This window comes from Bradyrhizobium sp. USDA 4504 (assembly GCF_054063995.1).
In genome coordinates this window covers 5,552,314-5,566,089 of the sequence record NZ_JBSSGV010000001.1, presented here as the reverse complement: position 1 = coordinate 5,566,089, position 13,776 = coordinate 5,552,314, and the positions used below count along the sequence as shown (strand labels likewise).

The window sequence follows — 13,776 nt, the reverse complement described above, 5'->3', positions numbered from 1 at the left end:
GTTTTCGAGCGAAGTGGATACCGGTTCGCGTGAGAAAACGCATCAAAACAACAATCCAGAGCTCCGTTCCGATTCGATCGGAGTGGGGCTCTAGAAGAAGCCCTTGGCGGGTAGCGGCGTGCCGCTGATCTCGTATTGTCCGATCGAGCGCGCCTTGAAGGTGTTTGGATTGTGCGACGCCAGGGTGCGCGCGTTGCGCCAGTGGCGGTCGAAATTGGTCGCCTTCTTGGTGGCCGATGCACCGCCGACGTCGAACAGCAGGCTGCCGCTCCGGATCGCGAAATCGTCCGCAACGATCTTGGCCTTGGCCGACAGCAGCGCGGCCTTGTGCGCGGCCTCGACGGCGTTTTCGTCGCCTGCATCGAAAGCGTCGGTGGCGGCATGGAGCGCCTCCGCGGCCGCAAGCACCACGGTCTCGGCGGCGAATGCGCCGCTGGCGATCTGGCCGACGGTCTGTTGCAGCAGCGGGTCGTCCACTGGCACCTCACTCGGCGCGTAATAGAACGTCCGCTTGCGGGTCCGCACCAGGGCGCTGGCGTCGCGCAGCACGGCGCGCGCGATGCCGGCATTGATCGCAGTCAGGAACAGCTGGGCAAATGTGTTGGAGTAGGGAATGCCGTAGCCGGTATCCGGTGCATCGAACACGACCTCCTGGCGCTTGACGCGCACGTTGCGGAAGTGGGTGGTGCCGGTCGCCGTCAGCCGCTGCCCGAGACCGTCCCAGTCGTCGATCAGCTCAATGCCCTCGCGGTTCACCGGAATCAGCACGGCAGCATTGGTGGCGGATGTGTCGGCGGTGCGAATGAGGACGTAGTCCGAATACAGTGTGCCGGTGCTATAGTATTTCGTGCCGTTGAGCAGGTAGTCGTCGCCGTCGGCAGTGAGTGTCGTGTTCGGCGTGACATTGCCGACCTTCGGCGTGTCGAGCTCGGTCGCCGCGAGCCCGATGATCGCGCCGTCGGCAACTGCCTTCTGCCACTGCCTGTGCTGATCGTCCTTCGGCCGGCGCACCAGGCGTTCGACGACGCTGAAATGGTTGCGCAGGATATGCGCGACATTGGCGTCGGCCTCGCCGAGACTGATGACGATCTCGAACAATGCGCGAATCGACAGGCCGGCGCCGCCGGCTTCGATCGGAAGCCGCAACGCGCCGAGGCGGGCCTTGCGAATGAGATCGACTTGCGCGAACGGCAGGACGCGCTCGCGTTCGCGGTCGGCGGCGCCTTCCGCGATGCGGCCGAGCAGTGCGTCGATATCGGGTGCGCGGCTGTGAAGGCGGTCGGAAGGCTCCAGCGAGGTGGCGGACAGAGGCTTGTTCATTGGTATCACCCAAATGGCGTCGATTGATATGACTGCTACTGATCAGAGCTGGGCCAGGTGGTCGGTGACTTTGATCGGCTCCGGGAGCACCTTGCGCGCGACCAGCCAGTCGGCGGCCCTTTGCAGCTCGGCGAGGAAGTTTTCGTCGTTGGCGGCGAAGTAGCGATACTGCCGGTTCAGCGCGATGAACTGGTCGCGGACCTGGTCGCTGTACTTGCCGGCCTTCTGCGCGATGTATTCGGCATCCTTGCTGTTCGCGGAGATCCACTTGCCTTCGGCGCGGAAGGCGTCGTTGACGGCCCGGACCAGCGCAGGATTGTCGGTCGCAAATTTTCGGGTGGTCAGGTAGGACGTGTAGTCGATCTGGAACTCGAGATCGCGACCTTCCAGGAAGATGTCGTGCGCCTTGTATTCGAGCCGCGCGATATCGACGCCCGGGCTCCACATCGACCAGGCGTCGACCTTCCCGGAGGCCAGCGCCGGCGCTGCGTCCGGCGGGTTGAGATAGACGAACGTCACCTTGGAGCGGTCGACCTTGTGCTTCTCGAGCGCGGCAACCAGCAGGAATTCGCCGAGACCCGAACGGTTCACCGCCACCGACTTGCCGACGAGATCCTCGACCTTGTTTATGCCAGAGTCATCCCGCGCGATGATCGCCGTGGTGCGCGGCTCATAGACCACGAATTGGGTGAATACCAGCGGCGAGCCGGCGATGATCGCGGCGAGTGCCGGCGTCGTGCTGCCGCCGAAGCTGAAATCGGCGCTACCGCCGGTCACAGCCTGCAGCGTCGGCGCATGATTGGGGAACGGCCCGAGCCACTCGACCTTGATGCCGTCCCTGGCCAGCAGCTTCTCGAACTCGCCGCGCTCCTTGGCGATCAGATTGAGGCCGCTCAAACCCCAGGTCAGACGCACCGTGTCGGTGACGCGGCCGGTCGCCGCATGCGCCGGCTCGGACAGGTCAAAGCCGGCAAGCGCGCCGATGCCGAAGGCGGCGCCGCCAAGGAAGCTGCGACGGGTGGGGTTGGTGAACCGGGGGATAGACATTGAGTGGTCCTCAGGCAGGAATGGGGTGAGAGGTGTCGACGCCGAGCTCCGCCAGCAGGTCGGTGCGGGCGATCGGCGCTGCGCCGTTACGTTTCATGGGATGCTCGAACGCGATCCGGCCCTCGCGCATCACCAGGATGCGGTCGGCGAGCGCGATCGCCTCGTCGACGTCGTGGGTGACCAGGAGCACGCCGGGGCGATGGACGGCGACCAGCTCGCGCACCAGATCGTGCATGCGAATGCGAGTCAGCGCATCGAGCGCTGCGAACGGCTCGTCGAGCAAGAGCAACTCGGGTTCCTGCACCAGCGCGCGCGCCAGCGCCACGCGCTGCGCCTGTCCGCCCGAGAGGTTGCGCGGCCAGTCATCGAGACGGCCGCCGAGTCCGACCTCGGTGAGCGCGGTGGCGGCGCGCTGACGGGCGTCGCTCGCATTGAGGCCGAGCGAGACGTTGCGCCACAGACTGTCCCACGGCAGCAGCCGGTGCTCCTGGAAAACGACGGCCGGCCGCCGCGGTGCCGTGATGCGCCCGCCGTCGATCGCATCGAGGCCGGCCAGCGCCCGCAGCAGCGTGGTCTTGCCGCAGCCGCTTTCGCCGAGCAGGACGACGAACTCGCCGCGCTCGATGCGCAGGTTGAGGTTCTCGATCACCACGCGACTGCCATAGGCGCGATGCAGTCCGGTCACCACGACGGCCGGCGCAATCGCGGCCGGTGAGGGCACGGCGTGCAGCGTCATCGCGCGCTTCCATAGTTCGGATGCCAGGCCAATAGCCGCCGCTCCAGGGCGCGCGCGATGCCGTCGGCGGCGACGCCGATCAGCGCATAGATCACGATCGTCAGCACGATCACGTCGGTGCGCAGGAACTCGCGCGCATCCATGGCGAGAAAGCCGATGCCGGACTGGGCGCCGATGGTCTCCGCGACCACCAGCGCCAGCCACGCGGTCGCCAGCGCATAGCGCACACCGGTCAGGATCGATGGCAGGGCGCCGGGCAGGATGACGCGCCGGATCAGCTCGAGTGTCCCGAGGCCCTGGACGCGGCCGAGCTCGAGCAGCTTCGGGTCGACCTGCCGGATGCCCAGCGTGGTGTTGATGTAGATCGGGAAGGCGACGCCGAGCGCGACCAGGAAGATCTTCTGGGCTTCGCCGACGCCGAGCCAGACGATCACCAGCGGTAGCGCGGCGAGAAACGGGATCGCGCGGATCATCTGGATGCTGCGGTCGATGGCAGCCTCCGCGATCCGCGAGAAGCCCACGAGGATGCCGAGCGCGAATCCGACGCTGCCGCCGATCGCAAAACCGGCCGTTGTGCGCAGCAGGCTGACGCCGAGATCGTTCAGCAGGCTTCCGGACGTCGCCAGCTTGAATGCCGTCCGGACGACCTTGCTCGGTGCCGGCAGCACCTGCGGCGAGAGCCAGCCGGCCTGCGCCAGCAATTCCCAGACGATCAGAAGCACGACCGGGGCGAGCCACGACAGCAGCAGCATGCCGCGCCGGCCGATCTCTACTCGTGGCTTCCGGGACGGCGATGCCGTTTGAACGCTGCGCGGCGTTGAATCAAACGCGATCGATGACGCAGCCTGTTCGAGGTTGCTCAAGTCTGTTCTGTCCTCGTCTAACATTGCGCGCGAGCATCATTGATCGCGCGCGGCATGGTTCGCCGTTCTCTCGATGAACGGCGCGTCGCCGCACGAAAGAAGGCGTTGTTCATGTCGCGCAAACTGTCCCACGAATTTTCTCGAACAGAAATAGAGCCGTATTCCAATTGTCGCTGCGTCCGGAGTTTTCTGGTTTATCGGCGCGCGCGGCGCGGCAAGGAAAATCTTTTGATGCGCCGCTGCTTGATCTGTCGCCGTGCTTCTTTGAAAACACGCCGACGTAACGTCAGGGAAATCGGAGAGACGGCATGTCGACACGACCGCTTCGCTTTGGCATCTGGGCGCTGGTCCATGGTTCGCGCGCGGCCTATCAGGATCCGGAGGAGCCGTATGACGCATCGTGGGAGCGCAATCGCGACCTCGTGCTTGCCGCCGAGGCACTGGGCTACGATTCCACGCTGATCGCGCAGCACACCATCAATCCGCATCGGGAGGATTTCGATCAGCTCGAGGCCTGGAGCGCGGCGGCGGCCGTTGCGGCATTGACCAGCCGGATCGAGATCATCGCGGCCATCAAGCCCTATCTCTATCATCCGGTGGTTCTCGCCAAGCTCGCGCTCGGGATCGAGAACATCAGCCGCGGACGCTTCGCGATCAACCTGGTCAATGCCTGGAACCGGCCCGAACTCGACAAGGCCGGCATCGGCTTTGCCGAGCACGATGCCCGTTACGCCTATGGCCGCGAGTGGATCACGATTGTCTCGCGCCTGATGCAGGGCGAGCGGTTGACCTACACGGGCGAGCATTTCGACGTCCGCGATTATCTGTTGCGGCCGACGAGCCTCTACCGACCGCGACCCTTGATCTATGTCGGCGGCGAATCCGAGCCGGCGCGCGCTTTGGTCGCCGACCACGGCGACGTCTGGTTCATCAATGGTCAGCCGCTCGAGGATGTCGCGGGCCTCATTGCCGACGTGGCGGCGCGGCCGCGGACGTCGGTGCCGCTTCGCTTCGGGCTGTCCGCCTTTGTCATCGCGCGCCAGACGCAGGCCGAGGCCCAGGCCGCCTATGAGCGGCTGCTTGAGCTGTCGCGGAAGGACGCCTCGATAAAGGTGATCCAGCGACAGAACACCGACCCGAAGGTCGTGATGATGCAGACCATGCAGAAGTCGGAGCGGATCGGCAGCAACGGCGGCACCGCTGCCGGGCTGGTCGGCAGCTATGATGACGTGGCCGCCCGAGTCGGGGCGTTCCATGCCGCAGGCATCGAGTTGTTCATGCTGCAGTTCCAGCCTTTCGAGGCCGAGATGGAGCGCTTTGCGAAGGAGATCATTCCGCGCGTCCGCGCAGCGTCATCTGCTGCGAATGACACCCCACCACTGCTGGCGAGCTCGCGGTAACTGCGTCACGCGGTTGCGGCGGCTTCCGTCCGACGCGCAAAGCGGCTGATCGGCCGAGGCAGGCCAAAATGCTCACGCAAGGTGGTGCCGGCGTAATCGGTTCGGAACAGATCGCGGCGCTGCAGGATCGGCACCACGTTGTCGACGAAGACCTCGAGCCCGGTCGGCAGCACGTCCGGCATCAGATTGAATCCGTCGGCCGCGCCGGCCTTGAACCAGGCCTCGATGTCGTTGGCGATCTGCTCGGGCGTGCCGACGATGATGCGGTGTCCGACCCCGCCGCCGAGCGCGCGCAACAACTGCCGGACGGTGAGGTTGCCGCGGCGCGCAAGGTTCACCGTGCCCTGGAACATGGTGTGGTTGGCGCTGGCCGGTAGCGGCAGCGGATCGGGTAGCGGCTTATCGAGCTCAAGGATCGCAGGATCGACCTGCAATGTGCCCGCGAGACGCGCCAGGCTGTACTCGATCGGAACCAGCTCCCACAGCTCATCCTGCCGCCGTCTCGCCTCGGCTCCGGTGCTGCCGATCACTGTGGCAAGGCCCGGCAGGATGACGATGGAGTCGCCGGCGCGGCCGTAGGTCGCGGCGCGGGCGCGCAGATCGCGCGCATAGGCGACGCCTTCCTCGATCGTCTGCGCCAGCGTGAACACGGCCTCGGCCTGCGCGGCAGCGAGATCACGGCCGTCGTGCGAGCCGCCGGCCTGCACGGTGACCGGGCGGCCCTGCGGCGAACGCGGCACGTTGAGCGGACCGGCCACAGCGTAATGGGCGCCACGATGCGCGATCGGATGAACCTTCGACGTATCGACAAATCGCGCCGAGGACTTGTCACCGACAAAGGCGTCGTCCTCCCAACTGTCCCACAGCGCATGGACGACCTCGGCGAACTCTTTGGCGCGCTCGTAGCGGGCCTTGTGCTCCAGCACGTTGCTGAGGCCGAAATTGCGGCTGGCCGACGCGTCGGCCGTGGTCACCGCATTCCAGCCGGCGCGGCCGCCGCTCGCGAGATCCAGGGTCGCGAAGCGGCGCGCGATGTTGTACGGCTCGTTGTAGGTGGTCGAGGCGGTCGCGATCAGCCCGATATGGCTGGTCGCCGCGGCCACCGACGCCAGCACGATCGTCGGTTCCATCGACATGAAGGAGCGGTAGTCGATGCGGTCAGTGATCGCCGGTGTGTCGGCAAGGAAGATCGCATCGAGCTTGCCGCGCTCGGCGATCTTAGCCACGCGCACATAATGGCCGACGTCGAAGCAGGCGCGAGGATCGCTTTCGGGCAGCCGCCACGCCGACGCATAGACGCCGGAGTGCAGCAGGTTGACATTGAGGTGAAGCTGACGATCGGACATGGCTGCCACGCATTGAGGTGAGACGACTCACGAAGTACCGCCTGTCAGGCCACATGAAAACGAACGGCCGGCGCGTGCACGCAAAAAGAAATATCCGTCTCCGCTGCGCGATCTGCGGACAAATCCGGTGTCGATCTTCTGCGATGAGCGGAACATCCCCTCCGCCGCCGCATGAATATTCTGCCACGTGCCGCGGCAGGGGAAGCTTCGTCCAAGTCTGCGCAAATATCTGAAATTGCCAGGGCAGCCTGCGCGCGTAACGATGCTGTTGCGGCGCGTTGCAAGCAATCGGTGCCTCCCGGAGAACTGAACCATGACAGTCCACGAGCGACGCGCCGAACAGCGAACCGCGCCAGGCGGTTCGGTCGAATTCGACGCCGACGTGCTGGTGATCGGCGGCGGACCGGCAGGCACGTGGGCTGCGGTGAGCGCAGCCGAGTGCGGCGCACGCGTCGTGCTCGCCGACAAGGGATTTTGCGGCACGTCGGGTGCCACCGCGGCTGCCGGCACCGGCGTCTGGTATGTCGATCCCAATCCGGCGCTGCGCAAGGCCGCAATGGCCAATCGCGAAAAGATGGGCGGGCACCTGCAGGATCGCCGCTGGATGGCGCGCGTGCTCGACCAGACCTACGAGGACAGCAATCGTCTGGCCGCCTGGGGTTACCCTTACCCGGTCGACGACAGCGGCACATCGCAGCGCAACTCGCTGCAGGGGCCGGAATACATGCGCCTGATGCGCAAGCGCACCAAGCAGGCCGGCGTCACCATTCTCGATCACAGTCCGGCGCTTGAGCTGCTGGTGGATGACGACGGCTCGGTTGCGGGAGCCAGCGGCGTGCGCCGCCAGAAGCACGATCGCTGGATCGTGCGCGCCAAGGCTGTCGTCATGGCGACCGGCGGCTGCGCGTTCCTGAGCAAGACGCTGGGATCGAATGTGCTGACCGGAGACGGCTATCTGATGGCCGCGGAGGTCGGGGCCGAGTTCAGCAGCATGGAATTCTCGAATCCCTATGCGATCTCGCCGGCGTTCGGCTCCGTGACCAAGACACTGTTCTACGGCTGGGCGACCTTCAGCTACGAGGACGGCAGCGTCGTTCCCGGTGCGGCATCCAAGGGCGGGCGATCGGCGATTGCGCGCGCGTTGCTTCAGGGGCCGGTTTACGCGTGCCTCGACAAGGCCGACGACGACGTGCAGCGTCACATGCGCGCGTCGCAGCCGAATTTCTTCCTGCCGTTCGATCGCACCGGCATCGATCCCTTCAGGGAGCGTTTTTCCGTCACCTTGCGGCTCGAAGGCACCGTGCGCGGCACCGGCGGCCTGCGCATTGTCGACGACAGCTGCGCCACCAGCGTGCCCGGGCTCTATGCCGCCGGTGATGCAGCGACGCGCGAATTGATCTGCGGCGGCTTCACCGGCGGCGGCAGCCACAACGCCGCCTGGGCGATGTCATCGGGGACCTGGGCCGGATGGGGCGCTGCTGGCTATGCAAGGCAGCTGGGCCCGGCGCGTCAGCGACGACTGGCGTCCGCCGGCACCGTCGCGTTCCGGAGCAATGCGGGTCGCGCGTTTGAGCCCGCCGCGCTGGCAAAGGCGGTCCAGGACGAAGTCTATCCGTATGAGCTGAACTACTTCCGGCACGCCTCGCGTCTTGAAGGCGCCCTCGAGCGGCTCGATGCGGCGTGGGTCGATGCATCATCGGCCGATGCGGCGAGCAAGGACGATCTGCTACGTGCCCGCGAGAGCGCGGCCATGCTGGCGACGTCACGCTGGATGTACCGCAGCGCTCTGGCGCGGAACGAAAGCCGCGGCATGCATCGCCGCGACGACTATCCCGATCAAGACGACCGCCAACGCCATTACGTGACGAGCGGCGGCTTGGACGAGGTCTGGACCACGGTGCGGCCGCATGCCGAGGCCAGCTATGCAGAGGCCGCGGAATGATCGAGGTGATCGACGCCGAGCGCTGCACGTCCTGCGACATCTGCGTGAATGTCTGCCCCACCAATGTCTTCGACAAGACGGAGGGGATTCCGGTGATCGCCCGTCAGGGCGATTGCCAGACCTGTTTCCTCTGCGAACTGTATTGTCCCGAGGACGCGCTTTACGTGTCGCCTTACGCGGAGGAGCCTCGCCCGACCGACGTGGTCGCGTTGCGGCAGACTGCCGCGTTGGGCAGCTACCGCCGCGCGGTCGGCTGGACCGACGAGACGCGCGATCTCCGCGGCATCGACCGCAGCTATCTGCTCTTTGGTCATTGAGCCCGGGCTGCGCCCGGCGACCGAAGCCATTTCCCAATTGGACCGACTGAATGAATGTACATCAATCCCTGACGACGGCGCAGCCTGTTGCGCCGCTGCCGCCCATTCCGCTCGCATCAGGCGCGAGCGATGCCATGATCCGCTTCGAGGCCGTCTCGAAGGTCTATCCGGCCTATCGCGACAAGCCGAGCGTCCATGCCTTGCAGGCGATCGACTTCGCGATCCCGCGCGGCTCGATCACCGGCGTGATCGGCCGCTCCGGCGCCGGCAAATCGAGCCTCGTCCGCCTCATCAACGGGCTTGAGAAGCCGTCGAGCGGCCGCGTCGTCGTCGATAACAGCGAGATCTCGGCGCTTGCCGGTCGCGAGCTGCGCCTGGCGCAGCGCTCGATCGGCATGATCTTCCAGCACTTCAACTTGCTGTCGTCGCGGACGGCGGCGGGCAATATCGCCTTGCCGCTCGAGATCGCCGGCTGGTCCACGGCCGACATCGCCGTCCGTGTAGCCGAGCTGCTCGAGCTCGTCGGCATTGCCGACAAATACGATCGTTATCCCTCGGAATTGTCCGGCGGCCAGAAGCAGCGCATCGGCATCGCCCGCGCGCTGGCGACTCGGCCGAATGTGCTGCTGTCCGACGAGGCGACGTCGGCGCTCGATCCGCAGACCACGCGCGCGATTCTGGACCTGCTGGCCAACATCAATCGTGAACTCGGGGTGACGATCGTGTTGATCACCCACGAGATGTCGGTGGTCCGCCAACTCGCCAAGGAAGTCGCGGTGATCGACGGCGGCCAGGTCGTCGAACGCGGCCATGTCGCGGAAATCTTCACGCATCCCCAGCATCCGGTCACGCAGGCGTTCCTTTCCGAGGTGATCGGGGACAGTGTTCCGGTCTCGCTGGCGAGCCGCCTTTCGCCACAGCCGGTTGCCGGCGGGCAGACGGTCCTTCGCGTGCAGGTGCGCGGTACTGAAGCCGGCGACACCGTGGTGGCGCGGCTTTCGCGCGAACTGTCCCATGACGTGGCGCTGCTATCGGCCCGCATCGATGAGATCGGCGGCCAGCACGTGGGCTCGCTAATCCTTGGCATTCCCGGCGGTGAAGCCACGGCCAGGCAAGTCCTGGCCTATCTTTCTCAGCATGACATTCTGGTGGAGCGTCTCGGCTATGTCGCGTGAACTCATCAACCTGATCGTTCAGGCCACGGGCGAGAGCCTTTTCATGGTCTCGGTGGCTGCGCTGGTTGCGACCGCGCTGGGCCTTCCGCTTGGCGTCTTCCTGGCGACCAGCCGGAAAGGGGAGCTGTTTGCCGCGCCGCCAGCCAATGGCGTGCTCGGCGTCATCGTCAATGCGGCCCGCTCGACGCCGTTCATCATCCTGGTGGTTGCGATCATTCCTTTCACGCGGCTGATTGCCGGCACCTCGATCGGATCGGGCGCGGCAATCGTGCCGCTCACCATCGCGGCAACGCCGTTCATTGCCCGTCTGGTCGAGGCGGCGATCCGCGAGGTCGATGCCGGTCTGATCGAGACGGCGTCCTCGTTCGGTGCAAGCCCGTTGCAGATCGTGTTCAAGGTCTTGATCCCGGAGGCGTTGCCGGGCCTGGTGCTGGCCTTGACACTCGCGGTGGTCAGCCTGCTCGGCTACTCCGCAATGGTCGGGGCCGTCGGAGGCGGCGGCCTCGGCGACCTCGGCATTCGCTATGGCTATCAGCGCTTCATGCCCGAAATGATGCTGGCGGTCGTCGTCGTTTTGATCGCGCTGGTTCAGACCGTGCAGACCGCCGGCGACTATCTGGCGCGCCGCGTCAACCGCCGCCTGCGTCATCGCTAAAGGCGCGGTGGCGTCACGATCCCTTCGGTGCCCAGATCTTGACGTCGCCGGTATCGACCTTGCGTGGCAGCAGACCTTCCGCCGTGAAGGTATCGGCGATCTTCTGCTGCTCGGAAAGGCCGGCCGCGGTGACCACGCCGACCTTGTAGGAGCGATGGCTGTTGGCCTCCTCCACCGTGGCGGCGTCGATGCCCCACAGGCCGGCGAGCAGCGCCGCGGCCTCGTTCGGATTGGCTTTGATCCAGGTGCCGGTTTCCACCAACCTGGCAAAGATGACATTCAGTGCATCGGCCCGCTTTTCGGCGATCGCGGCCGAGGCAAGATAGTAACGCTTGTAGTTGGCGAGCCCGCCGCTGCCGTCGGTCAGGATGCGCGCGCTGGACTGGCGTTGCGCGCTGCTGAGGAACGGATCCCAGGCGACCCAGGCGTCGACATTGCCGCTGACGAATGCCGCGCGGCCATCGGCCGGCGTCAGATAGGCCGGCGTGATGTCCTTGAAGGACAGTCCGGCCTTGGCAAGTACCGCTAGCAGCAGGAAGTGGCTGCCCGCGCCCTTGGTGACCGCGACCTTCTTGCCCTTGAGATCGGCCGGCGCTTTGATTGCGGAATCCTTGGGCACCAGGATCGCCTGCGCCGATGGAGAAGCGGCTTCCTCGGCGACGTAAGCGAGCTTGGCGCCGGCGGCCTGGGCGAAGATCGGCACGGTGTCGGCGACGTCGGCTCCGAAATCGATGCTGCCGACATTGATGGCCTCGAGCAGCGGCAGGCCGCTGGTGAACTCGTGCCACGACACGGTGATGCCGAGCGGCGCCAACGCCTTCTCCAGCGCGCCGTTGGTCTTCAGGATAGCGGTCAGCGTCGACGATTTCTGGTAGCCGATCCGGATTTCCTCGGCGGCCGCAGGCCGAACGAGCGAGGTCATCGCAAGCAGCCCGATGGCGGCGACAGCAAGACGGCGCGACATCGCAGTCGCCGATGATGCGGCCTGCGCTTGCGGGATGGGGCGGGCAAAGATGGGCATGGCAAGTTGTCCTTAGCCGGTTCGATCTGTTGCCATTTGTGTGCAATCGGTGCGCCGGAGGCAATCGCGGAGAAGCCGTCCGAACGAGTGCAATTTTCTCTGCAAGCGAAGTCAGCGAGAAAAGTATTTTTGGCCTACGCGTTGCCGCCGGCATCGGCAGATAAGTCGCTCGCTGCGCCAAGATACCCGGCCGGCTCCATTCTCTTTTCATCGCGGCCACAGCAGCGGCGACTCGTCATCGGGAAAAATTTGGATTCTCATTTCATTGATTTCGTCCCCGGCGCGAGCGATGAGCTTGATAGCGAGTTCAGTTCCATGGAGACCAAGATGTTGCTTCGATCCATTTTCGCTCTTGCAGGCGCTGTTGCGATCTGGTCGACCGCCGCCGCGGCAGAAACGATCAAGATCGGCGTGACGCCCGGGCCGCATGCACAAATCCTTGAGGCCGTGAAACCGATCGCGGCGAAGAGCGGGCTCGAGCTTCAGCTTATCGAGTTCTCCGACTATGTCGTTCCGAACGCGGCGCTCGACGCCGGCGACATCCAGGCCAACTCGTTTCAGAACCAGCCTTATCTGGACAACCAGAAAGCCGATCGCGGCTACAAGATCGAGCAGGTGGGGCTGACGGTCAATTTTCCGATCGGCGCCTATTCGCGCAAGCACAAGAACTGGGCCGACGTTCCTGACGGAGCCAAGGTCTCAATTCCCAATGATCCGACCAATGGCGGCCGGGCGCTGCTTCTGCTGCGCGACAAGGGCGCAATCAAGCTGAAGAGCGACGTCGGCTTCAAGCCGACCGTTATCGACATCGCCGACAATCCCAAAAACCTGAAATTCGTCGAGGTCGACGCAGCCCAGGCGCGCCGGGCGCTCGACGATGTCGATGCGGCGGTCATCAACACCAACTATGCGACACAGGCCGGTCTCGATCCGGTCAAGGATCCGATCCTGCGCGAGGATCCGAAAGGGCCATACGTCAATCTGATTGCGGTTCGCTCCGCCGACAAGGACAAGCCGTGGGTCAAGATCCTGGTCGACAGCTACCACACGCCCGAGATCAAGGAATTCGTCCAGACCAAGTTCAAGGGCGCGGTGCTGCCCGGCTGGTAGTTGCCGCTCCAATTGCTGAGGGATGATGATGCGTATTCTGATGACGGCGGTTGCCGCGGTAACGCTCCTGGTCGGCACCGCGAGGGCCGAGACGGTCCGCGTTGGCGTCACGGCCGGACCACACGCCGAGATCCTCGAAGTCGTCAAGAAGGTGGCTGCGGGCCATGGGTTCGACATCAGGGTGGTCGAATTCACCGACTATGTGATCCCGAACCAGGCGCTCGCGCTCGGGGATCTCGCGGCCAATTCGTTCCAGCACGAACCTTATTTGAAGAACCAGATATCGAAGACCGGCTGGAAGATCGTCAAGGTCGCCAACACGATTGCGTCGCCGCAGGGTGTCTACTCGTTGAAATACAAGAAGCTGGCCGATCTTCCGGATGGCGGGCGGGTAGCAATCGCCAACGATCCTTCCAATGGCGCGCGCGGCCTGATGATCCTTGCGCTGCACGGCGTGATCAAGCTCAAGGACCCCAACAACGTCGCGTCGACCATTGCCGACATCACTGACAATCCGAAGCATCTGCGCTTCGTCGAGCTTGATGCCGCGCAGTTGCCGCGTTCCCTGCAAGATGTCGATCTGGTCTCGATCAACAACAATTATGCGGTTCAGGCCGGGCTCAATCCCGCCACCGATGCAATTGCCCGCGAGGCGGCCGATGGCCCGTGGGTCAACATCGTTGCCGTGCGCGAGGCGGACAAGGACAAGCCCTGGGTCAAGCAGTTGATCGATGCCTACCATTCCGAGGAGGTCAAGGCATTCCTCGAGAAACGCTTCAAGGGCACCTACATCGCAACCTGGTGACGGGCGTTGACCGCCCATCGCCAGGAGGTTTCCAGGCCG

Annotated in this window: 13 protein-coding genes; 7 read left to right on the top strand and 6 right to left on the bottom strand. The window is 65.0% G+C overall.

All coding sequences use genetic code 11. The features are described from left to right. Nucleotides 1-90: 90 nt before the first annotated feature. Genes ACVMB1_RS26165 through ACVMB1_RS26150 form a run of 4 tightly spaced genes read right to left on the bottom strand, consistent with a single transcriptional unit; the run spans nucleotide 91 to nucleotide 3,855 of the window. Nucleotides 91-1,320: an acyl-CoA dehydrogenase family protein gene (locus tag ACVMB1_RS26165; protein WP_141340375.1), complete on the bottom strand. Its 1,230-nt coding sequence runs from the start codon at nucleotides 1,318-1,320 to the stop codon at nucleotides 91-93. A gap of 42 nt (nucleotides 1,321-1,362) precedes the next feature. After that, nucleotides 1,363-2,367, bottom strand: a complete 1,005-nt coding sequence (locus tag ACVMB1_RS26160) for an NrtA/SsuA/CpmA family ABC transporter substrate-binding protein (RefSeq protein WP_050387474.1) — start codon at nucleotides 2,365-2,367, stop codon at nucleotides 1,363-1,365. 10 nt (nucleotides 2,368-2,377) lie between these two features. Further along, on the bottom strand, nucleotides 2,378-3,103 hold the full coding sequence (locus tag ACVMB1_RS26155; protein WP_076826951.1) for an ABC transporter ATP-binding protein: 726 nt from the start codon (nucleotides 3,101-3,103) through the stop codon (nucleotides 2,378-2,380). Then, the gene (locus ACVMB1_RS26150; RefSeq protein ID WP_141340397.1) at nucleotides 3,100-3,855 is read right to left on the bottom strand and encodes an ABC transporter permease subunit; all 756 of its coding nucleotides are present in this window, start codon (nucleotides 3,853-3,855) and stop codon (nucleotides 3,100-3,102) included. Before ACVMB1_RS26150 ends, ACVMB1_RS26155 begins: the two co-directional genes overlap by 4 nt. Nucleotides 3,856-4,274: 419 nt before the next feature. Between ACVMB1_RS26150 and ACVMB1_RS26145 the strand changes: the two genes are divergently transcribed. Next, nucleotides 4,275-5,366: an LLM class flavin-dependent oxidoreductase gene (locus ACVMB1_RS26145; protein WP_141340377.1), complete on the top strand. Its 1,092-nt coding sequence runs from the start codon at nucleotides 4,275-4,277 to the stop codon at nucleotides 5,364-5,366. 5 nt (nucleotides 5,367-5,371) lie between these two features. Here ACVMB1_RS26145 and ACVMB1_RS26140 read toward each other — a convergent pair whose 3' ends face one another. Next, entirely contained in the window at nucleotides 5,372-6,712 is a 1,341-nt protein-coding gene (locus ACVMB1_RS26140; protein WP_141340378.1) for an LLM class flavin-dependent oxidoreductase, read from the bottom strand. A 313-nt stretch (nucleotides 6,713-7,025) separates the two neighbouring features. Between ACVMB1_RS26140 and ACVMB1_RS26135 the strand changes: the two genes are divergently transcribed. Genes ACVMB1_RS26135 through ACVMB1_RS26120 form a run of 4 tightly spaced genes read left to right on the top strand, consistent with a single transcriptional unit; the run spans nucleotide 7,026 to nucleotide 10,801 of the window. Continuing rightward, nucleotides 7,026-8,654, top strand: a complete 1,629-nt coding sequence (locus ACVMB1_RS26135; RefSeq protein ID WP_141340379.1) for an FAD-dependent oxidoreductase — start codon at nucleotides 7,026-7,028, stop codon at nucleotides 8,652-8,654. Next, nucleotides 8,651-8,971 carry a 4Fe-4S dicluster domain-containing protein gene (locus ACVMB1_RS26130; protein WP_016840109.1) on the top strand — a complete coding sequence of 107 codons (321 nt, stop codon included), beginning with the start codon at nucleotides 8,651-8,653 and terminating at the stop codon, nucleotides 8,969-8,971. Before ACVMB1_RS26135 ends, ACVMB1_RS26130 begins: the two co-directional genes overlap by 4 nt. 50 nt (nucleotides 8,972-9,021) lie before the next feature. Beyond that, complete coding sequence (locus tag ACVMB1_RS26125) at nucleotides 9,022-10,146, top strand: methionine ABC transporter ATP-binding protein (protein WP_200844440.1); 1,125 nt, start codon at nucleotides 9,022-9,024, stop codon at nucleotides 10,144-10,146. Then, nucleotides 10,136-10,801, top strand: coding sequence for a methionine ABC transporter permease (locus tag ACVMB1_RS26120; RefSeq protein ID WP_141340380.1), 666 nt, complete (start codon nucleotides 10,136-10,138; stop codon nucleotides 10,799-10,801). Before ACVMB1_RS26125 ends, ACVMB1_RS26120 begins: the two co-directional genes overlap by 11 nt. A 13-nt stretch (nucleotides 10,802-10,814) precedes the next feature. On the opposite strand, the gene ACVMB1_RS26115 is transcribed toward ACVMB1_RS26120, so the two are convergent. Further along, a complete protein-coding gene (locus ACVMB1_RS26115) occupies nucleotides 10,815-11,765 on the bottom strand; it encodes an aliphatic sulfonate ABC transporter substrate-binding protein (RefSeq protein WP_199805249.1) in 951 nt (316 codons plus the stop codon). A gap of 372 nt (nucleotides 11,766-12,137) precedes the next feature. On the opposite strand from ACVMB1_RS26115, the gene ACVMB1_RS26110 reads away from it, so the two are divergent. Continuing rightward, entirely contained in the window at nucleotides 12,138-12,932 is a 795-nt protein-coding gene (locus tag ACVMB1_RS26110) for a MetQ/NlpA family ABC transporter substrate-binding protein (RefSeq protein WP_456815389.1), read from the top strand. A 28-nt stretch (nucleotides 12,933-12,960) separates the two neighbouring features. After that, nucleotides 12,961-13,737: a MetQ/NlpA family ABC transporter substrate-binding protein gene (locus tag ACVMB1_RS26105; RefSeq protein ID WP_168855415.1), complete on the top strand. Its 777-nt coding sequence runs from the start codon at nucleotides 12,961-12,963 to the stop codon at nucleotides 13,735-13,737. Nucleotides 13,738-13,776 lie beyond the last annotated feature (39 nt).

What these genes read in the sequence shown, in the direction of transcription:
- ACVMB1_RS26165 (WP_141340375.1), bottom strand. Translation starts at nt 1,320, where the DNA reads ATGAACAAGCCTCTGTCCGCCACCTCGCTGGAGCCTTCCGACCGCCTT.
- ACVMB1_RS26160 (WP_050387474.1), bottom strand. Translation starts at nt 2,367, where the DNA reads ATGTCTATCCCCCGGTTCACCAACCCCACCCGTCGCAGCTTCCTTGGC.
- ACVMB1_RS26155 (WP_076826951.1), bottom strand. Translation starts at nt 3,103, where the DNA reads ATGACGCTGCACGCCGTGCCCTCACCGGCCGCGATTGCGCCGGCCGTC.
- ACVMB1_RS26150 (WP_141340397.1), bottom strand. Translation starts at nt 3,855, where the DNA reads ATGCTGCTGCTGTCGTGGCTCGCCCCGGTCGTGCTTCTGATCGTCTGG.
- ACVMB1_RS26145 (WP_141340377.1), top strand. Translation starts at nt 4,275, where the DNA reads ATGTCGACACGACCGCTTCGCTTTGGCATCTGGGCGCTGGTCCATGGT.
- ACVMB1_RS26140 (WP_141340378.1), bottom strand. Translation starts at nt 6,712, where the DNA reads ATGTCCGATCGTCAGCTTCACCTCAATGTCAACCTGCTGCACTCCGGC.
- ACVMB1_RS26135 (WP_141340379.1), top strand. Translation starts at nt 7,026, where the DNA reads ATGACAGTCCACGAGCGACGCGCCGAACAGCGAACCGCGCCAGGCGGT.
- ACVMB1_RS26130 (WP_016840109.1), top strand. Translation starts at nt 8,651, where the DNA reads ATGATCGAGGTGATCGACGCCGAGCGCTGCACGTCCTGCGACATCTGC.
- ACVMB1_RS26125 (WP_200844440.1), top strand. Translation starts at nt 9,022, where the DNA reads ATGAATGTACATCAATCCCTGACGACGGCGCAGCCTGTTGCGCCGCTG.
- ACVMB1_RS26120 (WP_141340380.1), top strand. Translation starts at nt 10,136, where the DNA reads ATGTCGCGTGAACTCATCAACCTGATCGTTCAGGCCACGGGCGAGAGC.
- ACVMB1_RS26115 (WP_199805249.1), bottom strand. Translation starts at nt 11,765, where the DNA reads ATGTCGCGCCGTCTTGCTGTCGCCGCCATCGGGCTGCTTGCGATGACC.
- ACVMB1_RS26110 (WP_456815389.1), top strand. Translation starts at nt 12,138, where the DNA reads ATGGAGACCAAGATGTTGCTTCGATCCATTTTCGCTCTTGCAGGCGCT.
- ACVMB1_RS26105 (WP_168855415.1), top strand. Translation starts at nt 12,961, where the DNA reads ATGCGTATTCTGATGACGGCGGTTGCCGCGGTAACGCTCCTGGTCGGC.